The organism is Anaerotaenia torta, from assembly GCF_050433395.1.
Classification (GTDB): domain Bacteria; phylum Bacillota; class Clostridia; order Lachnospirales; family Lachnospiraceae; genus Mobilitalea; species Mobilitalea torta.
Window position 1 is genome coordinate 133283 of sequence record NZ_JBNPXH010000010.1, and the last position, 23560, is coordinate 156842.

20 protein-coding genes and 3 tRNA genes are annotated in these 23560 nt (G+C 47.8%); 20 read left to right on the forward strand and 3 right to left on the reverse strand.

The window, feature by feature from the left end; all coding sequences use genetic code 11:
- Positions 1 to 34: 34 nt before the first annotated feature.
- A complete protein-coding gene (locus tag HNQ56_RS16520) occupies positions 35 to 418 on the reverse strand; it encodes a winged helix-turn-helix transcriptional regulator (RefSeq protein WP_429148553.1) in 384 nt (127 codons plus the stop codon).
- Positions 419 to 458: 40 nt separating this feature from the next.
- Positions 459 to 791 (reverse strand): CGGC domain-containing protein, encoded by a 333-nt coding sequence (locus tag HNQ56_RS16525; protein ID WP_429148555.1) that lies wholly within the window; start codon positions 789 to 791, stop codon positions 459 to 461.
- 570 nt (positions 792 to 1361) lie between these two features.
- Here HNQ56_RS16525 and HNQ56_RS16530 point away from each other — a divergent pair.
- The 12 genes from HNQ56_RS16530 (at position 1362) to HNQ56_RS16585 (ending at position 10918) form a co-directional block, all read left to right on the forward strand.
- Positions 1362 to 2564 (forward strand): RtcB family protein, encoded by a 1203-nt coding sequence (locus HNQ56_RS16530; protein ID WP_429148557.1) that lies wholly within the window; start codon positions 1362 to 1364, stop codon positions 2562 to 2564.
- A gap of 43 nt (positions 2565 to 2607) precedes the next feature.
- Entirely contained in the window at positions 2608 to 2859 is a 252-nt protein-coding gene (locus tag HNQ56_RS16535) for a helix-turn-helix transcriptional regulator (RefSeq protein ID WP_429148559.1), read from the forward strand.
- A 42-nt stretch (positions 2860 to 2901) separates the two neighbouring features.
- A tRNA-Glu gene (locus HNQ56_RS16540) sits at positions 2902 to 2974 on the forward strand.
- Between the two features lie 4 nt (positions 2975 to 2978).
- Positions 2979 to 3061 (forward strand) — tRNA-Tyr (locus HNQ56_RS16545).
- Positions 3062 to 3065: 4 nt separating this feature from the next.
- Positions 3066 to 3150: transfer RNA gene (locus HNQ56_RS16550), tRNA-Ser, on the forward strand.
- Between the two features lie 135 nt (positions 3151 to 3285).
- Positions 3286 to 3441 (forward strand): AraC family transcriptional regulator, encoded by a 156-nt coding sequence (locus HNQ56_RS16555; protein ID WP_429148721.1) that lies wholly within the window; start codon positions 3286 to 3288, stop codon positions 3439 to 3441.
- Positions 3442 to 3548: 107 nt separating this feature from the next.
- Entirely contained in the window at positions 3549 to 5135 is a 1587-nt protein-coding gene (locus tag HNQ56_RS16560) for a peptide chain release factor 3 (protein ID WP_429148561.1), read from the forward strand.
- A gap of 46 nt (positions 5136 to 5181) precedes the next feature.
- Positions 5182 to 6414 carry a DnaJ domain-containing protein gene (locus HNQ56_RS16565; RefSeq protein ID WP_429148563.1) on the forward strand — a complete coding sequence of 411 codons (1233 nt, stop codon included), beginning with the start codon at positions 5182 to 5184 and terminating at the stop codon, positions 6412 to 6414.
- Between the two features lie 227 nt (positions 6415 to 6641).
- A complete protein-coding gene (locus HNQ56_RS16570; protein ID WP_429148565.1) occupies positions 6642 to 7946 on the forward strand; it encodes an MFS transporter in 1305 nt (434 codons plus the stop codon).
- Positions 7943 to 8947 carry a DUF2804 domain-containing protein gene (locus HNQ56_RS16575; protein ID WP_429148567.1) on the forward strand — a complete coding sequence of 335 codons (1005 nt, stop codon included), beginning with the start codon at positions 7943 to 7945 and terminating at the stop codon, positions 8945 to 8947. Before HNQ56_RS16570 ends, HNQ56_RS16575 begins: the two co-directional genes overlap by 4 nt.
- Positions 8948 to 9073: 126 nt before the next feature.
- Positions 9074 to 9940 (forward strand): NAD-dependent epimerase/dehydratase family protein, encoded by an 867-nt coding sequence (locus tag HNQ56_RS16580; RefSeq protein WP_429148568.1) that lies wholly within the window; start codon positions 9074 to 9076, stop codon positions 9938 to 9940.
- Positions 9941 to 10063: 123 nt separating this feature from the next.
- Entirely contained in the window at positions 10064 to 10918 is an 855-nt protein-coding gene (locus HNQ56_RS16585; protein WP_429148570.1) for an AraC family transcriptional regulator, read from the forward strand.
- Here HNQ56_RS16585 and HNQ56_RS16590 read toward each other — a convergent pair.
- Complete coding sequence (locus HNQ56_RS16590) at positions 10911 to 12299, reverse strand: family 4 glycosyl hydrolase (RefSeq protein WP_429148572.1); 1389 nt, start codon at positions 12297 to 12299, stop codon at positions 10911 to 10913. The two genes, HNQ56_RS16585 and HNQ56_RS16590, sit on opposite strands and share 8 nt — an antisense overlap.
- Before the next feature lie 529 nt (positions 12300 to 12828).
- Here HNQ56_RS16590 and HNQ56_RS16595 point away from each other — a divergent pair.
- The 8 genes from HNQ56_RS16595 to HNQ56_RS16630 all read left to right on the forward strand — a co-directional run bounded on the left by HNQ56_RS16595 (position 12829) and on the right by HNQ56_RS16630 (position 23553).
- Complete coding sequence (locus HNQ56_RS16595; protein ID WP_429148574.1) at positions 12829 to 13851, forward strand: galactose ABC transporter substrate-binding protein; 1023 nt, start codon at positions 12829 to 12831, stop codon at positions 13849 to 13851.
- Positions 13852 to 13959: 108 nt separating this feature from the next.
- Positions 13960 to 15459, forward strand: coding sequence for a sugar ABC transporter ATP-binding protein (locus HNQ56_RS16600; RefSeq protein ID WP_429148575.1), 1500 nt, complete (start codon positions 13960 to 13962; stop codon positions 15457 to 15459).
- Between the two features lie 77 nt (positions 15460 to 15536).
- Positions 15537 to 16544, forward strand: a complete 1008-nt coding sequence (locus tag HNQ56_RS16605) for an ABC transporter permease subunit (RefSeq protein WP_429148577.1) — start codon at positions 15537 to 15539, stop codon at positions 16542 to 16544.
- Positions 16545 to 16656: 112 nt separating this feature from the next.
- A complete protein-coding gene (locus HNQ56_RS16610) occupies positions 16657 to 16911 on the forward strand; it encodes a hypothetical protein (protein WP_429148578.1) in 255 nt (84 codons plus the stop codon).
- 30 nt (positions 16912 to 16941) lie between these two features.
- A complete protein-coding gene (locus tag HNQ56_RS16615; protein WP_429148580.1) occupies positions 16942 to 19107 on the forward strand; it encodes a methyl-accepting chemotaxis protein in 2166 nt (721 codons plus the stop codon).
- A 13-nt stretch (positions 19108 to 19120) separates the two neighbouring features.
- Entirely contained in the window at positions 19121 to 20734 is a 1614-nt protein-coding gene (locus tag HNQ56_RS16620; RefSeq protein ID WP_429148582.1) for a response regulator, read from the forward strand.
- A 29-nt stretch (positions 20735 to 20763) separates the two neighbouring features.
- Complete coding sequence (locus HNQ56_RS16625) at positions 20764 to 22557, forward strand: sensor histidine kinase (RefSeq protein WP_429148584.1); 1794 nt, start codon at positions 20764 to 20766, stop codon at positions 22555 to 22557.
- Between the two features lie 27 nt (positions 22558 to 22584).
- A complete protein-coding gene (locus tag HNQ56_RS16630; RefSeq protein ID WP_429148586.1) occupies positions 22585 to 23553 on the forward strand; it encodes a substrate-binding domain-containing protein in 969 nt (322 codons plus the stop codon).
- The last annotated feature ends 7 nt before the right edge of the window (positions 23554 to 23560 follow it).

Below are 23560 nucleotides of genomic sequence, written 5' to 3' on the forward strand. Positions count from 1 at the left end.
TCAATAATAAAAAGAAAAGCCAATCAATAATAACTCATAGTTCAAGCTGTGTACAGGTTTTGCAGGGCGGCAGCTTTTTCTCCAATTCATCCCTTGTCTGCTGACGTGACCAATGGCAAATGCTTTGCAGGATAGGTAACACCGAGATCCCCTTTTCAGTCAGGGAGTATTCCACCTTCGGCGGGATTTCATTGTACTGCTTGCGGCTGATTAACTCATCTGCAATCAGTTCTTTCAGCATGGCCGCAAGCACCGCATCGGTGATATTGCCCAGTTCCTTTCGAATCTCATTATACCGCATCACCTCCGCAGAGGATAAAACGCAGATAATTCTTGATTTCCATTTGCCTCCGAATATATCAAGTCCATACTCGATTGGACACATGATTTCTTTTTCTGATTTTGGTTCATACTTCATGGCAGACTCCTTTGAAATTTGCTTTATTGCTCTAAGGGAACTAATGCGTATAATCAAGAAATTGGACCTGATCCCCCAAATCATTGGCGATAATGTCCTTCATTTTTTTAGCGAAGGGACAGGGGTAGCCGATGGGTGTCCCCTTTTGAATGCAGGAGGCGAAGGCGATGGTATCAGCACCTCTCCTGACCAATTCCCGGGCACGAAGCACCGCCTTTTTAGCGGGACATCCGCCGCAGTTGACAAATCCAATTAATTCGATATCCTCCGTGGCACCCTCGAAGGCCCCTTTCTTTTCCCGTATCATACGGAAATCGGTTGTTCCAGGGCAGTAGTCCTCCGTTTGCATACATCTGATAATTCCAACCTTCATAATTAACCTCCCGATAATCCATACCAATGGTTAGTTTCGATAGTAACAAGAACTGCGGCAGGTGTCAATGATATAGGTTAATATAATACATGGGAATATGGAACAAGGCGAGCAGCAATACAAAATTTATACCACAAGTTTAATGACAGCCAGAGATTTCTGTGGTAAAGTATGAGATAGAAGGAAGTAAACCGGGCAAAAGTCCAGAAGGGAAAAGACAATGAACATGGCAATTAATTTTACTTATTACCTCAATAGTGAACGTTACGAGACGCTGGATAAAATACAGAGTCTTAAATTGATGCGTCCATATAAGATAAGTAAAAGTCGATTGAAATGTGCAGATATCAGTGCCGAAGCACAGTGAAGTGTGCATCCCGCCGCAGAGCGGGATATCATGGCCGCATGAGGACAAAAAGACCGCTTATCTTCTATAGGATGAGCGGTTTTTTTATACTCCGTTAGCTCAGTTCTCAGCTGGGGGAGCACTCGGTTTTTAATCGGGATCTCGTGAGTCCAAGTTTATATGGGGTATGCTCAGGGTAATTATTAAAAGGAAGGAGGAATTCAATGTTGGAGATTAAAGGAAAGGTAAATACGGCAGTCTGCTATGCCAAAATAGTAGAGGAGGAAGCAATCGAGCAGATTCGCAGAATGTGTGACTATGAGTTTACAAAGGGCAGTAAAATTCGCATTATGCCGGATGTCCATGCCGGAAAGGGGTGTACCATTGGCACCACGATGACGGTAGTAGATAAGGCGGTTCCTAATATCGTAGGTGTTGATATCGGCTGTGGTATGTATACGGTTAATCTCGGCAAGGGAGAGATTGATTTTGAAAAGCTGGATGAAGCAGCACATTTCATCCCTTCCGGGATGAATGTATGGGAGGGAAGACAGGAGAGGTTTGATTTAACAAGCCTACGCTGCTACAGAAGTCTTCGTGACACGAAACGGCTGGAGAGAAGTCTGGGTACCCTTGGAGGCGGCAATCACTTTATTGAGGTAGATCAGGCGCAGGACGGCACAAAATATCTTGTGATTCATTCCGGAAGCAGAAATCTGGGAAAACAGGCGGCAGAAATATATCAGCAGCTTGCAATCGATTTAAACAAGGGAAAAGAGGACTATTTTCAACAGAGGGATGAGATCATCAGGACCTACAAAGCGGCAGGAAAACGGCAGGAAATCCAGGCAGCGTTAGAGGGAATATCATGGAACAAGCGGGAAACAACCATGCCGGAGGACTTATGCTTTCTATATGGAACCTACTTTGAGGACTACCTGCATGATGTTAAGCTTGTTCAGCATTTTGCAAAAAGAAACCGTGAAAAGATGGCGGAAGTTATTTTGGAAAGAACCAAGATGACAGGCTCAGAGGCTTTTCATACCGTTCATAATTATATTGACACAGAGGAAATGATATTACGAAAGGGTGCAATTGCAGCCCATAAAGATGAAAGGGTGCTGATTCCAATTAATATGAGGGATGGGAGCGTGCTGGCAGCAGGAAAAGGCAATGCGGAATGGAATTATTCCGCACCCCACGGAGCAGGCCGTCTTATGTCACGGAGAAAAGCAAAGGAAAGTCTTTCTATGGACGAATATAAAAGGATGATGGAGGGGGTTTACACCACTTCTGTCAATGAAGCTACGCTTGATGAAGCGCCCATGGCGTATAAGTCCCTGGAGGATATTATCGATGTGATTAGAGAAACGGTAGACGTAATCGATGTAATGAAACCAATCTATAATTTTAAGGCATCTGACTAGAACATACCTGTTCCGGCCGGTGCCGGAGCAGGAGGAAAATGAAATGTTTACAATCCCAACCATTGATATGGTTAAGACGGGACAGAATATTATGAATCTGAGGGCGGGTGCCGGTTTGACGGTAAAGGATTTGCAGGAGGTATTCGGCTTCTCCACACCGCAGGCGCTATACAAGTGGCAGCATGGAACAGCACTGCCAACCATGGACAATATGGTGGTTCTGGCAGCGGTCTTCGGAGTAAAGATTGATGATATTCTTGTGATATCAGACGAGGCAATGGGAATAAGCGCGTGAAAGGAAAACAAACAGCGGACTCTGTGACAGAGTCTGCAATATGGCTCCGTGGTCTAAAGGTGAGGACATCGCCCTTTCAAGGCGGGAATGCCGGGTTCGAATCCCGCCGGAGCTATTATGGATGGGTATGCCTAGCGGCGAGGGCAGCAGACTGTAAATCTGTCACAAGGAAACATCGTAGGTTCGAGTCCTACCCCATCCACTCTGTTTGCGTGTCCGAGAGGTTTATGGTGCCGCTCTGCTAAGGTGGTGTGCGGCAACGCACCGATGGTTCAAATCCATCCGCAAACGTTCTGATCTGGTGCGTGAATTTTCCAGTGAAAAGGTTTGACAACGTCAGTCCCCTGTTTGGATCATCCCTATATTATGCCCATACGTCTAATTTTCTGTACTTAAAATAATATATGCAACGACATCCGCCGGAATATCACCGGTTACAACACTTCCGCAGTCTCATGCGGATTTCAAAGTGCAAGTTATTTTACGTATGTCTTTCGTAAAGAGATAGAAATTTCCCCTCAGAGGTATCGACAGGAGAACGGGATAGTAACAAAGTATGGAATCTCTGATTTCCCCATGTAAATCCCTTGACAATTTGCTTTCTAATATATTAAGATTAATTGGTTTACTTAGAAATTTAGAAGATTCTGATGCAGATGCATCGGACGGATCAGTTTGGAGGCTTTACATTGGGTAATTATACCGAAGAAATAAAGAAAAGAAGGACCTTTGCAATTATATCCCACCCGGACGCAGGCAAGACGACGCTGACAGAGAAGCTGCTGCTGTACGGAGGAGCGATTAACCTTGCCGGCTCCGTTAAGGGCAAGAAGACGGACAAACACGCGGTGTCCGACTGGATGGAGATCGAGAAGCAGCGTGGTATCTCGGTTACTTCATCCGTAATGCAATTTAATTATGACGGTTATTGTATCAATATATTAGATACGCCGGGGCACCAGGATTTCTCGGAGGATACCTACCGCACCCTGATGGCGGCGGATTCGGCGGTCATGGTAATCGACGCCTCTAAGGGCGTGGAGGCTCAGACGAAGAAGCTTTTTAAGGTATGTGTCATGAGGGGAATTCCCATCTTTACCTTTATTAATAAGCTGGACCGGGAGGCCAGGAACACCTTTGAATTGCTGGATGAGATCGAGAGCGTTCTCGGAATCCGCACCTGTCCCATCAACTGGCCCATCGGCTCCGGCAAGAATTTTAAAGGAGTCTATGACCGGGAGAAGAAGCATATCTCCCGCTTTTATGCCGCCCATAACGGCATGAAGGAGGTTGAAACGGTGGAGGCGGAGCTGGGTGATCCGGGGCTGGATGAACTGATCGGCAGAGAGAATCACAATATCCTGTCGGAGGAAATCGAGCTGATCGACGGCGCCAGCAGCGAATTCGATATTGACCAGGTGCTGAGCGGCAAGCTGACACCGGTATTCTTCGGTTCGGCTTTGACCAATTTCGGAGTGGAGTTCTTTCTGAAGAAATATCTGTCCATGACTACCTCGCCCTTGCCGAGACAATCCACCGAGGGGGCCATTGACCCTCTGGGGAACGAGTTTTCCGCTTTCGTATTCAAGATACAGGCCAATATGAACAAGGCACACCGGGACCGGATTGCCTTCATGAGAATCTGCTCCGGCAAATTCAGCGCGGGAATGGAAGTAAACCATGTCCAGGGAAATAAAAAGCTGCGTCTGTCCCAGCCCCAGCAGATGATGGCCAGTGAGAGAACCATCATTGAGGAGGCTTATGCGGGAGATATCATCGGAGTCTTTGACCCTGGGATCTTCTCCATCGGAGATACCCTGTGCACACCGGATTGTAAATTTGCCTATGAGGGAATTCCCACCTTCTCACCGGAGCATTTTGCCAAGGTGCGGCAGGTGGATACCATGAAGAGAAAGCAGTTTCTCAAGGGAATATCCCAGATCGCCCAGGAGGGAGCGATCCAGATCTTTCAGGAGTATAATACCGGCATGGAGGAAATCATCGTGGGGGTGGTAGGCACCCTGCAATTTGATGTATTGAAATTCCGTCTGGAATCCGAATACGGGGTGGAGATCCGAATGGAGCCCCTGCCCTATGAATTCATCCGCTGGGTGGAGAATAAGGATATTGATGTCAGCAAACTCAGTGTGTCCTCGGATACAAAGAAGGTGAAGGACCTGAAAGGGAATCCGCTGCTTCTCTTTGTTCATAACTGGAGCATTCAGACCGCCCTTGACCGTAACAAAGGGCTGCAGCTGTCCGAATTCGGAAGATGATACCAACCAACAGATTCATATGATAAGGTGATAAGGCGGTGAAGGCATGCAGCAAACCAATGACTATTACAAGATCCTCCAGGTTCATTACCAGGCGGAGCCGGAGATTATCGAAAGCGCTTATAAGCGGCTGGCGCGCAAATATCATCCCGATGTAAGGCCGGGCAATGATAATGATGACAGAATGCAGCTGATCAACGAGGCTTATTCTATTCTCAGCGATCCGGAGAAGCGCAAGGAATATACCCGGCTCTGGGAGAACCGGAATCTCCGTCCGGCACCCCAGGCCGGTGCCCAGACAGCCTCTGCCGGTGCGAAGTCTCCCTCTTCCAATGCAAAAGCTTCCCAGTTCGCTGCCGGTGCTGCATCCGGCGACCGTCAGGCAAAGGGCGATATGAGATTTCTGTCTGCCAAAGCGCTGCTGGAGCAGTACTTCCGACATATCATGAAAAATGAATATTCCAAATGCTATGACATGATATCCGACACGGATAAGCGCAATATTACCAGGGATGATTTCATCCATTGGCAGACAGCGGTATCCAAGGTCTACACCATGAAGGAATTCAAATGTGATCTTTACGGCGTATATAAGAACAAAATGCTGCAGGGAAAGAGCTTCAGCGATGTCCTGGAATTCAGCGTAAATACCGTGGAATATAATATTGTCATGGATATGCCCCAGAAGGACAGCCTTACCAAGCTGATCATATTGGAAAAGGAACAGTGGAGAGTCTATCTCGGCTATGAGAAGCTGGAGCCCATGATTAATAAATTCAATGACCTGAGAGGACTTCTCAATGCGAAAACGGCTCTGGATGAGCTGATGGAGAATCATATCAGAATAGACAGCACCACCGGACTGACGAATCAGAGAGGGCTGTTGGAGAACATCGAACGGGAGATAGCGCGCCATAACCGATATGGCAATCCCTTCTCCCTGCTCCTGTGCGAAATCACCCTGGTTAAGCTGGTGAATCCCCAGGAGGAGCAGGAGGTGGTCAACCGGGTGGCCAAATCCATGGGGGAGCTGCTGATCAGCCATCTGCGCAAGCTGGATCTGGTAGGCCGTTGGGATGCCCAGCATCTTCTGGTCGTACTGCCTGAGACCGGGCTGGTGCCTGCCATCAAGGTAACCCATAAGCTTCAGAAGTATCTCAAGGACAATATGGAGCTGATTACGGACAAGTCCTGCAAGATCATGCTGGATTTCGGAACGACAGAATATCATGCTTCACTTGAGGAAACCCTGGACCGGATCTATAATCAATTGATGTAAGCTGTATCATTTATTATAGAACCTCTTTTTAGAAGGAAAGGCGCTTAAAGCAGCGCCTTTTTTGATTCAAACAGAAAAACACTGTTTGCAGTAAGGAGGAATAAGGGGTATAATTGTGGTAATTATAGTAAAAGTCCTTATGGAAATCTAATTTTTGTATATAGTAATCATAATCCATAACCGGAAAGGGAAGTAAAAGAAATAAGGAGATAAGGAGAATACATAAAATGGAGAAAATCAGCAGAAAGAACTGGGCTTTGATATGGATCCTGGGGATGGCGGGGCAGCTGTGCTGGAATGTGGAAAATGCATGGTTTAACTCCTTTGTCTATGCCAAAATAGCGCCTAATCCGGATATCATCTCCTGGATGGTGGGTGTCAGTGCCGCGGTCACCACCTTTGCCACTTTTTTAATCGGAACAATGGGCGATCGGAGGGGAAAGCGCAAGCCGTTTATTGCAATAGGATATATCCTGTGGGGAATCTTCACGATTGCGTTCGGGGTATCTGAATTTCTGCCGATTCATTCGGTATTTGCCGCAGGCTGCTTTGTAGTCGGTATGGATGCAATTATGAGCTTTTTTGGCTCCGTCGGATACGACAGCGGTTTTTGTGCCTGGACAACGGATATCTCCAATGAGACGAACCGGGGACAGGTTGGAGGAGCCTTTGCAACGATGCCGGTTCTCGCGACGATCTTTGGCTCCGTGGTATCGGGTATTATTATAGACCGGTTGGATTTCTTTGCTTTCTTCATCATGATCGGCGGACTGGTAACCGCCATTGGAGTGTTCACCTTATTTACACTGAAGGATGCGCCGGCACTCCGGGCGAAGAAGGATCCCGGGGGCTTCTGGCGGCAGTTTTTCAGCGTGTTCCGCTACCGTACCGTAAGAGAGAACCGGGAGCTGTTCTGGGTGTTCGTAGTCATGATGGTATATTTTATCGGCTTTAATGTGTATTTTCCCTATGTTAACATTTATTTTGTGAATTATCTGGGAATGGATTATACCATGACGGGTCTCATTCAGGGGGTAAGCCTGCTGGCGGCAGTCGGGCTGACCATACCTGCTGCCCGCCTGATTGACAGAGGAGATAATATCAGGGTTATCGCATTTGCGCTGCTGGTGAATACCCTTGGGCTGGTTACCATAAGCATGAGCGGGCATATGATTATGCTGGCGGCGGGCATGCTGCTCACCGGTGCGGGATATGTGGTCATCCTGCAGACGCTGACTGCCTGGTATAAGAACCTGTATCCCGAGGAGCAGCGGGGACAATTTGAGGGAATTAAGCAATTGTTCTTTGTCTGTATCCCAATGATCATCGGGCCGATGATTTCGAATTATATTATTACCTATCATGGTACAAGTGCGGTGGTAGACGGAGTGGAGGGAAGTATTCCGAATGAAATCCTGTTTGCGGTATCTTCCGTGTTAACACTGGCTACTTTTCTGCCCATGCTGCCTGCAGGAAAGCTGCTGCGTAAGCGGAAAGCAGCGAATCGGAAGGGAGGAGAGGAGAGTTTATGACACAGATAAAATTTGAGAAGCCCGGGCCGGTCCTTGATAAGAAGGGCTCGCCTTATCCCGGTTATTCTACAGAAAGCATTCTGACATACCGGAGAAAAGCGATTAAAGCATCCTGTTTTCGGATTAAGGAATGGGATTTTTATCAGATAACTGACCGGAGGATGTGCCTGCAATTTACCATTGGCCATGCCGCTTATGCGGGTCAGGCCGGTATCATGTTCTTTGATTTTGAAAGGGGAGAGCGCCTTGCGGAAAAAGGCACCTTTTTGGTCCTTCCCTTTGGGTCGCTGCATCTGCCGGAGGATGCGGAGAAGGATCATGTGGTCAGATATGAGAAAAAGGGCGGTGAGATATTCTTTGAGGTCAAGGGCGATGTGCGCCGTCTTTATTGTAAATGGGAGGATTTTGAAGCAGATGTAACTCTGACCAGACAAAACCGGAATTCTCTGGTAATCAATATACCCTTTGATGAATCCCCGACGGCTTTCTATTATAACCACAAGATTAACTGCATGCCGGCTGAGGGCGTTGTAAGGTATGGTGAGAAGCAATACTGCTTCTCTTCCGCAGATTCCTATGGATTGCTTGACTGGGGCAGGGGAGTATGGCCATTCCATAATGAATGGTACTGGAGCAACGGAACAGGGCTGGTGAACAATCGGATATTCGGCTTTAACCTGGGCTGCGGCTTTGGAAATACCAGTCATGCCACTGAAAATATTCTATTTTACGGAGATGATATCTGTAAGCTGGGAGAGGTGAGCTTTGAGCTGGGTTCGGACTATATGTGCCCCTGGCATATCCATGATACGGATGGAAAGCTTGATTTAGTCCTGACGCCCAGATATGACAGAACAACCAAAACCAAGCTGTTATGGGTGGATAACTGCTGTCATCAGATGTTCGGAGAATTCACAGGCCGGGCAGTTCTGGAGGACGGTACGGAATTAAAAATAGAAAAACTGGTCTCCTTCGCGGAGTATGCCGTGAACAATTGGTAAGCCGGACGCTATAGGGAACATTGGATGAAATAGAAAAAGAAGCAGCAGAAACAAAAGAAAGAATTCATAAGAAACAGAAAAAGAAAAAAGAACTAGAAAAAGAACCAGGAAGGGGCTTGAAAATTTATGAAGGTATTGGTGATCGGAGGAACAAGATTCTTTGGTATTCATATGGTAGAGGCCCTTTTAAGGAATGGGCATCAGGTCACGATCGCAACACGGGGAAATGCCAGGGATGGATTTGGAGACCGTGTTCAGCGGGTTATCGTTGACAGAACGGAAGCAGAGGCACTAAAGAGCGCCTTTCATAACCAGTCCTATGATGTAATATGTGATAATATTGCCTATAGCTCTCTGGATGTAAAATACCTTCTGGAGGCGGTAAAATGTAAGAGATATATTCTCACTTCCAGTGCATCGGTCTATCCGGCGCTTGGTATTGGAACCGTGGAAGAGGACTTTTGTCCGCTGTCCCATCCTCTTCGTTGGTGCACAAGGCAGGATGATACCTATGATGAGATTAAACGGCAGGCAGAATGTGCGCTGTTCCAAGTCTATCCGGAGCTTTCCTCTGCGGCAGTCCGTTTTCTCTATGTGACGGGAACGGATGATTATACCAAACGTCTGTATTTTTACGCAGAGCATATCGTCAGGGAGAAACCGATGAAGATAGACGATCCGAGGGAAGAGATCGCATTTATTCAATCCTCCCAGGCAGGAGATTTTCTGGCTTGGATTGCGGAAACGGCAGTGGTGGGGCCGGTTAATGCAGGCAGCACCGGAAGCATTGCGATACAGGAAATCCTTGACCATGTGGAAGCCGGAGCAGGTAAAAAACCGATTCTTAGTCAGGACGGAGAGGAAGCCCCTTACAATGGAGGAGAATTTTCCTTGATTGTAGAGAAAGCAAAAGAAGCCGGCTACCATTTTTCCAGCCTGAGGAGCTGGATCTTTGAGCTGCTGGATCAGTATATTGCGGAGGCCGGCAGATGATTTCCTGCGGTTAAATGTACGCAGGAGCTTTTGAGCCGGAATAACCGGCTGCTGTTAGCCGCAGGCAAAAAGTTTGCACACAGTGAGAAAGGCATACATTGCTGATAATGTATGGTTATCTATATGGATCATATCATATTTTTCGGTCAGATTGGCGGAGTCTCGATAGAGCGAATGGAGCGGGATTCCGACTTCAACATGGCATCAAAGCATTTTCATAACGAATATGAGATTTATTACCTGGTAAATGGCAACCGCTGCTATTTTATCGAGAACCAGGCTTACGATATCCGGAAGGGCAGCCTGGTAATGATTGACCGCAATCAGATTCACAAGACTGTCATGGGCGGCACTGCTTATCATGAACGGATTCTGACGCTGATTAAGGAGGAGGCGTTAGAGGACATCTTCCGCTTATATGATAATATTGACATCCGCAGCTTCTTTTCCAGGGACTTTGGCGTGGTTGAATTAAATGACCAGGGTCAAAGGTACGTGGAGGGAATCTTTTCCGATCTGGTTTCCGAGCTTACGAAGAAGCATACCGGATATGAATTCACGGTGAAGGCCAGGCTGGCAGAGCTGATCCTCTTTGCCTACCGCTGCAGGAGCGGCGAGAACCCCGCCATGCAGGCGGAGGGGGTATCCTCCGAGAAATACCGGAAAATTAATGAAATTGCAGAATACATCACCCATAATTTCCAACAGGATATTTCCCTGGCGGATATTGCGCAAAGCTTCTATTTGAGCAAGAGCTATTTAAGCCGCAGCTTCAAGGAGGTCACCGGATTTACCGTCAATGAATACATCAATGCGGTCCGCATCAAAGAAGCCCGGCAGATGCTGGAGAATACCGATTTCAGTATCACGCAGATTGCCGGGCTTGTGGGCTATGACAGTATTACTTATTTTGAGAAGGTATTCAAAAAGTACCTGGAGCTGTCCCCCTTAAAGTATCGTAAGAGATTTCTTACTTAAACCATTGGCCCGGAAGGTATTTCCGGGTGTTTTCCAGCATTTCGTTGAACAAGGGCAGAGCCTCTTTCTCTGTCAGAGTGACCAGGGGATCCTTGCAGAAGGCCTCAAGAGCCAGCTTGCGGTCACAGGTCAGAGCCGCCGTCAGGATGCGGTCATGATTCTGTGAATGAGGGAGAACCAGCTCCAGTACGGGCGCGGGAATCTCTCCGGCAAATACAGGGCTGATATGATCTCTTTCAAAGAGAGCATTGGTTTCCACGATGGCGCCCAGAGGAAGGTTGGCAATCTGTCCTGAGTTGGGAATATTTACATTGCTGACTGTGCGGTACAGCCCCAGCAGGGATTTCATCAGAAGAATTCCTTCTTCCCCGGAGGGCTTGGTATTCAGCTTTAATTCTTTCTTCAAATACCGGTCGGATTTCTCCATGCGCTTGTGCAGGTCTTCGATACGGTAATCCACACTGGTCAGTGAAAAGCCCCAGGATGCAACCACTTCCGGATTCTTAAGATAAACGGGAGGCATGAATTCTGCCAGGTGACGGTCACCGGCGGCAGCAATCAGCCCGTAGTTGCGGAAGAGGTCGAATTTGACCCGCTGGTTGCAGGCAAAGGGTGAATTCATCCAGTTCTCATCCTTCTTGGAATATCCGTCATTATAATATTGATCTACGAATTTGCGGTAGAGGGGGAACAGGTCATAGCCCTTGTAGGAAGCACGGTCAAACCAGGTAAAATGATTAATTCCCAGCACATTAACATGAATCTCACTGCGTTCAATATTCTCTTCCCCCAGCAGCTCGGTGCACATGTCGGATAACAGCTTCTGGGTTCCGAACACCTCATGGCAGCAGCCGAAGGCCTTGATACCGGGGAATACATGGTACAGCGTCTTCACACAGAGAGACATGGGGTTGGTATAATTAATAACCCAGGCATCGGGAGAGAATTCCTTGATTGCCTCGGCAATTTCCACAAACATAGGTATGGTACGCAGAGCACGGAGCAAGCCGCCGGGGCCTGTAGTATCTCCAACGGACTGGTAAATTCCGTATTTCTCAGGGGCATGCACATCGGAACGCATCTCCTCAAAGGTTCCGGGCAGAATGGAAATGACGACAAAATCAGCCCCGGTTAAGGCTTCCTTTAAAGAGGGAGAGGTGACATAGTGCCATTTTCCTGTACGATCGGGATCCTCCAGCAGGCTGTTTCCGATGAGCTCATTCCTGCGGGCTGCTTCCTGGTCAATATCATAGAGCCGGATAGTGCCGCTGATCTGATCATCGATGGACAGATCCGTCATAAAGCTCCAGGCCCATCCCTTGGAGCCGCCGCCGATGTAGGCGATATTCAGTTCTGAGACCTTGTTGTTCTCATAAAACATATCCTTACCTCACTTTCAATGTTCTTCTTAATTATGCCGCGCCTTTTGCGTTACAGCTCAGTCTGCGGCAGTTTCCGGCAGCCTTCTTCCTGCTGCCCTGATACAATCATTATATATCAATATAAGTCTTAAAACTACGCATATATTCGACTGTTTCCTCAAAAAATCAAATTATATTGCCCTGTCATCTCATGAATGCTTCGTATTATTTCCTTATTGAAATATGTATAGATTACGGGCTTTTAATCAGGCTATCATTTATATAGTATTACGAAAGTAAGAGATCGAAATCTGTAAGGTAATAAAAAACATACAATAAAATTTAAAATAATCCATGAAAATTATAAATAGTAAATAATTTTGAGGGTTCTGAGAGGAAAATTGTATGTTATTGTTAAAAGGTATTTGTTATAATTCCAAGTGTAATAAAATTACATTATCGGGAGCGAAAAAGCAGCTTCCGACCACTTACATTACGGCATATGCCGTATAGAATCGAAGCGAGGGCTTCAAAAAGGAGGATATTTATATGAAGAAATTTATGGTGCTTGTACTTAGTGTTGTGATGCTGGCAGCCTTATTATCAGGCTGCGGCTCCAAGCCGGAAGGAAAATCCCCTGCCGCGACAACCGGGCCAGAGGCAACGAAAGCTCCTGATGCAGCAAAAACAGTTAAGGTAGGTATTACGATCTACAAATTTGACGATAACTTCATGACTCTTTACCGGCAGGAGCTGGAGAGATATTTCAAAGAGGAATTAAGCAATGATAAGGTTACCTATGAGGTAACTGTAGTTGACGGCAAGAACGATCAGGCAGAGCAGACCAACCAGATTCAGACCTTCATCGCGGATAAATACGATGTTATCGTGGCAAATCTGGTTCAGTCCTCCGCGGCCTCCACTGTAATTAATATGTGCAAGGATGCCAATATTCCCTGTGTTTTCATCAACCGTGAGCCCACCGCCGAAGACCTGGATCTCTGGGACAGAATCGCATATGTAGGTGCGGACGCAAGACAGTCCGGTACAATGCAGGGTGAGATTATTGTTGATTTAGAGAATAAGGGTGATATCAACGGCGACGGCAAGGTAAGCTATGTCATGGTAATCGGTGATCCGGAGAACGTAGATGCACAGTACAGAACAGAGTATTCCATTAAAGCACTTAAGGACGCAGGAATTGCGGTGGAAGAATTAGTTGCCCAGCGCGGTGACTGGGACCAGGCAAAGGGACAGGAAATCGTAGCGGCAGCCCTGACACAGTACGGTGATACCATCGAGGTTGTATTCTGTAACAATGATGCTATGGCTCTCGGCGCACGCCAGGCGATCCAGTCCGCCGGAAGGACCGTTGGCAAGGACATCTATCTGGTGGGTGTGGATGCACTTGACGAAGTAGTTTCTTATGTTAAAAGCGGTGAAATCACAGGTACCGTTTTGAATGACCATATCGGCCAGGCCCATACCGCAGCGGATGTTGCAGTAAAGGCAGTTGCGGGCGAAGCATTAGATAAGAATTATACGGTTGATTATGTAAAGGTTACAAAATAGTTCCAGAATTCCGGAAGGCTGCTGCAGAGCCAGTCATACGCTTTGCAGCAGCCCTCATGGGGTTATAAACGTTGTTCACAACGGATACATTGATAGGAGGTTTAACCAATGTCGGACTTTTTGTTAGAGATGAATGACATATGCAAAAGCTTTCCCGGCGTAAAGGCCCTGGATCATGCGCAGTTAAAAGTCAGACCGGGTACGGTTCATGCCCTTGTGGGCGAGAATGGTGCCGGTAAATCTACCTTGATGAAATGCCTCTTTGGTATTTATTCCAAGGATGAAGGTGAGATTTTATTAAACGGTGAACCGACGCATATTGTCAATCCTTATGATGCATTGAAAAAGGGTGTTGCCATGGTGCACCAGGAGCTGCAGCCCATCCCGGAAAGAAGCGTGGCTGAGAATATCTATTGCGGTAATTTTCCCCGAAAATTCGGTTTTATTGTTGACCACAAAAAAATGTACCGGGATACGGAAGCATTGCTGAAGGAAGTGAAAATGAATTTCGACCCCAAGGTCAAGCTGTCTGCCTTATCCGTATCTCAGATGCAGGCAATCGAAATTGCCAAAGCGGTTTCTGCTAATGCCAAAATTATAATTATGGATGAACCGACCTCCTCTCTGACCCAGAATGAGGTGGATAATCTATTCGAAATCATTAATTCTTTAAGAAAAAAAGGAATTTCCATTATATATATCTCCCACAAGATGGATGAAATCCTCAGCATCTCCGATGATGTTACCATTATGCGCGACGGTCAGTACATCGGAACCTGGGGTGCAAAGGAACTGACCATTGATATGATTGTTACCAGAATGGTAGGACGTGAACTAAAGAATTTATATCCTCCCAAATCCAATGTACCGGGCGAGGTGGTGCTTGAGGTGAAGGATCTGACCTCAATCACTGAAAAATCCTTTAAAAATATCAGCTTCCAACTGCGCCAGGGTGAGATACTCGGTATCGGCGGATTGGTGGGGGCCCAGCGTTCCGAGCTTTTTGAAGCAATCTTCGGTATCCGCGGCATCCGGGAGGGTACCATCACCTATAAGGGAAAGAGAGTGAGAATCAAGCATCCCCAGGATGCGATCAACCAGGGAATTGCCCTGCTGACGGAGGACAGACGTGCCACCGGTATCTTCGGAGTGCTGTCCATTGCAGAGAATGTTTCCATTGCCTCCCTGAACAAATACTTGAGAATGGGATTGTTTCTAAATCACCGCAAAATCGAGAATCTGGTGCAGGAGAATGTGAAGAAGCTCAGCATCAAGACACCCAGCAGCAGAACCAAGATACAGTCCCTGTCCGGCGGAAATCAGCAGAAGGTTATCATATCCCGCTGGCTGGCCAATGATCCTGATATCTTTATCCTGGATGAACCGACCCGCGGCATCGATGTGGGGGCGAAATATGAGATTTATTCCATCATTGCCGAGCTGGCAAAGCAGGGAAAAAGTATTATCATGATTTCTTCGGAGCTGCCGGAGCTGATCGGTATGTCGGACAGAATTCTGGTTATGTGTGACGGCAGGGTGAGCGGTGAGGTAGGGAAAGAAGAAGCAACCCAGGAGAATATTATGAGTTTGGCGACCAAATTTGCATAGACAAAAAATAGAATTAATAAACGAAGGGGGGACCGGGTCCATGCCAGCACTTTCATGGTAATTTGTGCGGTAAATACATGGACAAAAATATGAATAAAGCAGCGATTAACACAAAATCTGTAAGGCGTTTTCTGGAGAATAACGCGATTATACTAATTATTGCCCTGATCGTAGTATTTGTAGGCATCAGTGAGCCGAACTTTATCTCAGTCAGCAATTTCAAGAATCTCTCCGTGAATACTGCGGGACGTTTTATTATTGCCCTTGGTGTCAGCGGAGCATTGATTACGAAGGGAACCGATCTTTCTGCCGGCCGTATTGTGGGGCTTGGCTCCTGTATCGCCGCAGTGCTGCTGCAGAGGTCTGATTTTAGTACAAAGCTGTTCCCGCAGCTGCCGGAGATCAATCTCTATCTTGTGTTCCTGTTCACGATTATCATCTGCGGAGTCTTTGGCTTCATTAACGGATCGGTAATTTCCTTCCTGAAGGTTCCGCCCTTTATTGCGACCCTGGGAATGCAGACCCTGGTATACGGGATCTGTCTGGTATTTACCGGAGCAAAGCCCATCGGCGGTCTGAGAAAGGACTATTCCCATATCGCCAGCGGTTCCTTCCTGGGAATTCCCTATCTGTTATTTATTGCAGTGGTATTCGGGGCCTTCATGTGGGTGCTTTTTAATATGACAAGACATGGAAAATATATGTATGCCATCGGCGGAAATGAAAGTGCTGCCGAGGTTGCGGGTGTCAACACCAGCAAAACCAAAATCATCATCTATACCCTGGCAGCAATGCTGTATGCGGTGGGAGGCATCCTGCTGGCAGCAAAATCCGGCGGAACCTCCGTTAATATGGGTGCCGGTTACGAATTGGAAGCGATTGCAGCCTGTACCATCGGCGGTGTATCCACCAACGGCGGCGTCGGTAAGGTATCCGGAATCCTCATCGGTGTGCTGGTGTTTGAACTGCTTAAGATATCCCTCCAATTCCTGGGTGTGGAATCCTCCTATACCTATATTGTCCAAGGCCTTGTGATTATTATTGCAGTTGCGCTTGACTTAAGAAAATACTTAGCGAAGAGATAATATCAGGAATAAAGCAACAGGGATGTATAATTACAGAAGTGGTTATATATCCTTTTGCATTAGATGGGACAAGTTCGGTTGTTACTCCCGGATTGCAATGAAATCCGGAGGATTGGGGTACAATAAATATGACGGTGCCGGATCAAAGCAGCGGCGGTTAGGATTGGAGAACAGGATGGACGAAGAGAAGAAGGACAGGCAGGAGGACGCCGGAATCAAGAATGAGGAGCAGGATACACGCAATGCAAAGGAGAAGCTTTATGATAAGATACCGGTTTCCCTGAAGACCCTGGATATCCTTATCGGGAGCCTGATTGCGATTCTCGTGATTATGATGCTTTATTTTATCGTCCGGAAATATGGCTGATGGGCCTCGGGCACTTATGAGGAGAAAAAAATGAGAAGGGATAAGGTTAGAGAAAAATCAAATGACATGAATTCACTTCATAAGGAAAGGCAGAATAAATTAGGACGGATGCTCGGAATACGGGCAAGACTCATGGCGGCATTTTTTATTCCGATTTTATTGATCGGAGTATTGGGGACAATTACCTATTCCACGGCGTCCAGGGGAATTATCCGCAACTATGAGGCTGCCAGCAGGACAAGCTTGTCCATGATGGGTAAGTTCTTTTCCCTGGAGCTGCAGAATATAGCCTCAAGGGTCGCCGGGCTGGCATCTGGCAATGAGATAAAGCAATATTATTCCGGGGCTCTGAAGGAGAGGCCGGCGGATGAGATGACCTTTCTGGAAGCAGTAGGAACCCAGGTGCGCAATATGAGGAATGCAGACCAGTATCTGGAGGAGATCTATATTATTGCGGCCTACGGTAAAGGGGTAACCCGCTCCGGGACCTTCCAGGTGGAGGATTATGCGGCCTTCAAGGTCTCCCCCGAACTTCAAAAACTGGCGGCGTCGGGCAATACCTCCGCCTGGGTGGGCTCCCATCCCTGGCTGGATGAGCGGATCAGTAAAAACGGCGCTGCCAATACCGGCAGCTACAGCTTATCCTATATAAGCTCCTTTATCGATGCCCGTAACCAGCGCTCCGGCTATATCATCGCGGATTTAAAGAAGAGCTTTATTGCGGAGGCTCTGGAGGAGGCGGATTTTGGGGAGGGAAGCCATACGGCTTTTCTGTCCGGTGACGGCAGGGAAATTATCAGCGGAGGGGGGACCTCCCCCCTTTCCTTTTTAAATCAGGATTTTTATCACAGCGCGGTACAGAGCGGGGAGGTGAGCGGAGCGGAATATGTGGAACTGGAAGGCTCCTCCTATCTTTTCCTCTATAACAGGCTGAAAGAGGGCGGTGCGATGCTCTGCAGCCTAATTCCCGAAAGCCTTATTTTATCCCAGGTAGCTGCTATCCGCAGTGTTACAGCCGCAATTGTCGTTATAGCGATTCTGATAGCGGTTCTGGTGGCAACCTTTATCTCCGCCGGAATCTCCGGGGCTCTGCATCAGACCAATGTTACCCTGGGCAGAGTGGCGGAAGGCGATTTAACCGGTCTGCTGAATATCCGGCGAAGGGATGAATTCGGCATTTTGGGCAGCAGCATCAACCACATGATCGGGGGAATACAGGAATTGATTGTTAAGATGACCGGAACCGGTGCCGCGGTGTCGCTGTCCTCTTCCCAGGTAACAGAAACCGCCGGACAGTTATTACAGGCTGCCAGGGATATCTCCCGGTCGGTAAATAATATTGAGCAGGGAATCGCACAGCAGGCAGAGGATACGCAGAACAGTCTGCTGCAGATGTCTAATCTGGCAGGGCAGATTAACATAGTGCATGAGAATACAAAAGAGATGGAGCAGATTGCCGCCGAAACCAGGAATACGCTGGAGCAGGGTATGGAGACAGTGCATGATCTGAGCAGAAAGGCGAAAGGAACCGCGGAGGTTACACAGAGCGTTATTCGGGACATCTCCGACTTGGAGCAGAGGTCCGAAGCAATCAGCGGTATCATGGCAACCATTAATGACATTGCGGAGCAGACAAAACTTCTGTCCCTGAATGCCTCCATCGAAGCGGCCAGGGCGGGAGAAGCGGGAAAGGGCTTTGCCGTGGTGGCCCTGGAGATCAGAAAGCTTGCCGGAGAATCTGCCCAGGCGGCAAGCAGGGTGGGTGCTATCATCAGCCGCATCCAGGAGCAGACCCGGCGGACCGTGGATACCGCGCGGCAGGCAGAAGATATTGTGGCTTCCCAAGAGGTGGCATTATCTGGTACAATAAAGGTATTCGGTGAAGTGAACGAGCAGGTGGAAAACCTGAATGATAACATGAGAAGGATTGTGGAAGGCATTGCAGGTATGGAGCGGGCCAAAAGCGATACCCTGACGGCAAATGAAAGCATCTCTGCCGCGGCGGAGGAATCGGCGGCAGCGGCCAATGAGCTGGGGGTTACGGTTCATGGGCAGCTGCTGGCAGTTGAGAAGCTGAAGGAAGCCGCCGGGAAGCTGGGACTGGAATCAAGGGAGCTGGAGGCTGCGGCAGCGTTCTTCAAGCTGGAGGCATCCCATGCGGAATGGGCAGAGACAGGACGGATATCAATCGTGTAAAAGGAGACCAGGAATGAAACGATATACCGTGATACTTGTAGACGATGAAGAGGAGGTACGCCAGGCGATCATTAAAAAGCTGGATTGGGAGAGCATCGGCTTTGAGGTAATCGGTTATGCGGATAACGGGGAGGATGCGCTGGAGCTTGCGGAGCATCTTCGCCCGGATGTTGTCATGACAGATATCAAGATGCCCTTTATGGACGGGTTGACCCTATCCAGAAAATTAAAGCAAATCACCAAGGATTTTAAGATTATCGTATTTTCCGGTTTTGATGAATTTGAATACGCCAAGGAGGCCATCAAGCTGGAGGTGGAGGAGTACATTCTCAAGCCCATCAACGCCATTGAGCTGAAAGGGGTATTTGAACGGATCAAGGAGAAGCTGGATGCGGAGATCAACAGCAAACGCGATATTGAGCGGCTGCGCAATTATTATATGGAAAGCCTTCCCCTGCTGAAGGAACAGCTGCTGATGGGCATCCTGGAGGGAAGGCTTCAGAGAAAACGGGTCGGGGAGCTAATGAAAGTCTACGGAATGAAGCTGGACGCGCCCTGTTATATGGCCGGAATTGTTCATATGGATACAGCGGGAGGCAGGACAAGGCCGGAGGAGGAGTATATGGGCGGGAGCAGCCTGATCACCCTGTCCCTGAAGCAGATTGTGGATGAGAACCTGTCCTCCTGTCTGGATTTTATCAGCTTCTTCAATTTGGAGACAGTGGTTGTAATTGCTTTATTGAAAGACCCGAAGCAGAGCAAGGAGTTTATCCACACCATGGATCAGATCTGCAAAAGTGCCTTCCGTATTCTGGAGCACGGTACCTGCGCGGGAATCGGCAGCCTGTGCGAGGATCTGATGGAGCTTGGCCATTCCTACCAGGGAGCGAAGAACGCCCTGGATTACCGCATTCTGTTCGATGCCAACCAGGCAATTTATATCCGGGATGTGGAAACCCAGAACAATGTGCCAAACATCTGGGAAAGCAGATATACGGAGAACATTCTCCGGGAAATCAAGCTGGGAGAAGTGGAGAATCTGGTTAAGGCAATTCAGGAGCTGGTGAATTATATCAGGAATTCCAACATCTCCATTCAACTGTACCAGGTATCCCTGATGGAAATGGTGACGGAGATTTTTAAGCTGGGCTGGACCTATCAGATTGACATGGATAAGGTGTTCGGTCCGGATTTCAATATTAACAGTAAGATATACCAGTTTCATTCCCTGGAGGCCTTGAAGGAATGGCTGCTGGAGGTATGTGTCAAGGTAAGAAGCAGCATACGCCGGGAGCGTACCGATACGGCGAAGCTTTTGATCAACAAGGCGGTGGATTATCTGGGAGAGCATTACTGCGACAGTGAATTATCCGTGGATACCCTGTGCGGCTACCTCAATGTGAGCGCCACTTATTTCTCGGTTTTATTCAAGCGGGAAACAGGCTTGAGCTTTATCAATTACCTGACCAAGGTACGGATGGAAAAGGCGCTTTGGCTGCTGAATACGACAGATGAAAAAACCTATAATATATCGGCCATGGTGGGATATACGGAGCCGAATTATTTCAGCTATGTGTTTAAAAAGCAATACGGGGTGTCACCCTCTAATTACCGCAAGAGCAAATAGTATTGTAGAACTGGAAAGGCATACCATTCATGAAGACCAGGATGAAAGAGCTGCTCTTAAAAATTATTAAATATTCCCGGCGAAGAACCATACAGTTTACCCTGTCCATCTCCTTTTCCCTGGTGGCATTATTTGGGATGGGCTTCAGCGGCTATATGGTTTATTCCCGTTACGCCGCCTCCACAAAGGCGTTGACCATTGAGAGCAAGGAGCAGCTCATCGACCAGGTCAATATGAACCTGAACACTTATCTTCGCAGTATGATGCGTATCTCCAACTCCATGTATTATACCGTAATTAAGAAGAAGGATCTGGCGAAGGAGACCCTGGAGGAAGAGATGAGCCTGCTCTATGAGGCCAATAAGGACAGTCTGGTGAGCATCGTCTGCTTCCAGGGGGACGGCACGCTGGTAGCCGCCACGCCCATCAGCAATCTGAAGAACGGGCTGAATGCCACCACCCAGGGCTGGTTTGTCAATGCGAATCAAGAGATAGAGAATTTACATTTTTCCACACCTCATGTCCAAAATCTCTTTCATGACAGCAGCTTCAATTATCATTGGGTGATCTCCCTGAGCAGGGTGGTGGAGCTGACGAGAAACGGCAACATCAGCCGGGGAATTCTTCTGGTTGATATGAATTACAGCGGGATTGAACAGATTTTTACCAAAATGAACCGGAATAACAGCGGCTATGTATACCTGATCGATGGAAACGGGGAGATTATCTATCATCCCAAGCAAATTCTTATTAATTCCAGTCTGCTCCATGAAAATAATAAGGCCGCCGCTGATTATGAAGAAGGTACCCATGAGGAAACCTATGAGGGGGAGGTGAGGATGGTTACCGTAAGAACCGTGGGTTATACCGGATGGAAGATCATCCATGTGACGCCCGCCGAGGAATTCTATATGAGCTATCATCAAATGCAGTTTTTTACAGGGATTATACTGCTGCTGACGATCATGCTGATCTTCTTTGCAAACCAGTTTGTCTCCTATCTGATTGGCAATCCCATCAAGAAGCTGGATGATTCTGTGAAGGATCTGGAGTACGGCAAGCTGGATTTGAATATTTATATCGGAGGCTCCTATGAAATCCGGCATCTGGGAAGAACCATCACCTCCATGGTGCGCCGGCTTCATGAGCTGATGGATGAGGTGGTAACCCAGCAGGAGAAGAAGCGCAAGAGCGAGTTTGATGCGCTCCAGGCCCAGATTAACCCGCATTTTCTCTATAATACCTTGGATTCTATTGTATGGATGGTGGAAAGCGAACGTTACCAGGAGGCAATCTTTATGGTAACGGCCCTTGCCAATCTGTTCCGCATCAGCCTAAGCAAGGGAAAGAATATTATAAGCATCAGGGAAGAGATCGAGCATGCCCAGAACTATCTCTATATCCAGAAGATACGCTATAAGAACCGTTTTCAGGTGGATATCGGGATCGACCCGGAGATCAATGAATGCAGCACCATTAAGCTGATTGTGCAGCCCCTCCTGGAGAATGCCATCTACCACGGCGTGGAATATATGGATGGGGAGGGGGAGATTAAGGTAAGGGGATATCTTAAGGATGGCGAGGTTTATCTCGATGTTACGGATAACGGGCTGGGCATACCGGAGGAGGCCCTGGATTATGTCCTGACGGATGAAAAACGGGAGCATAAAAAAGGCTCCGGCATCGGATTGAGCAATGTTCATCAGAGAATTCAGCTATATTTTGGCAAAGAATACGGATTGGAGATTGAGAGCATCCTGGATGAGGGCACCACGGTTCACATTCATCTCCCCAAGATACCCTACGAAAAAACGGAAGCATAGAGGGACCCTTTGGAAGGAGGCGAAGCGGTGAAAAAAAGCTTGAAAATCACTCTGGTCATAGCGCTGCTGCTGGGGCTTACCGGTATTCTGGTTATCAGCAGCTATCGGTACATCAATGATACAAGCAAACAGAATAATACCGCGAGAATCTCCGTCATCGTATACGGATCAGGGGCCGGTGACCGCTGGGCGACGATGAGGCAGGGCCTGGAGCAGGGGGCATTGGATTTTCACGCGGAAATTAATTTTATCACCACCACCGGCGAGAAGGATGCCGGGGAGCAGAGCAGTCTCATAGAACGTGAGATTGCCAACGGTTCCCAGGGGATTATTCTTGCCGCTGCCGACAGCAGGGAGCTGTCCGGCATTGTCCGGGAGTATGCGGCATCCGTACCGGTTGTGCTGGTAGAGACCAGCATTAAGGATGCGGAGGGCCTGACTTATATTTCGGCGGATAATTACAGTATGGGGCTGAATATAGGAAGATCCGTGTATCTCAGCGGCGACGAGAACAAAACAGTGGCGGTGTTTATAGACAATCTGCAGCGTAACAGCGTGTCGGAGCGGTACGAAGGGTTTCTTGACAGTCTAAAGTACACAAAATGTACCGTAAGGCCCTGGGAACCGGGGGAGGATGCGGATGCTGCCGCATTTTTGCAGGAAAAGCTGAAGGAGGAGCCGGCGGATGTCATTGTCGCGCTGGATGACAGAAGCCTGGAGGCAGTGATCGATGCGGTGCAGGAGGCCGAAAGCGGCATCGATGTGTATGGCATAGGCAGCACCAACAAAATTGTACATTATCTTGATTACGGACTGATCAAATCCATTGTATTCCAGAATGAATTTAACATTGGGTACCTGAGTGTCCGGGAGACAGTCTGCAGAATCGGACAGGGGGAGAAAAAGCCCGGCGTTGATATTGAATTCCGTACCGTGAATAAGGTCACCATGTATTTGCCTAAGAATCAGAGGCTAGTATTTCCGATTGTACAATAAGGAGGGG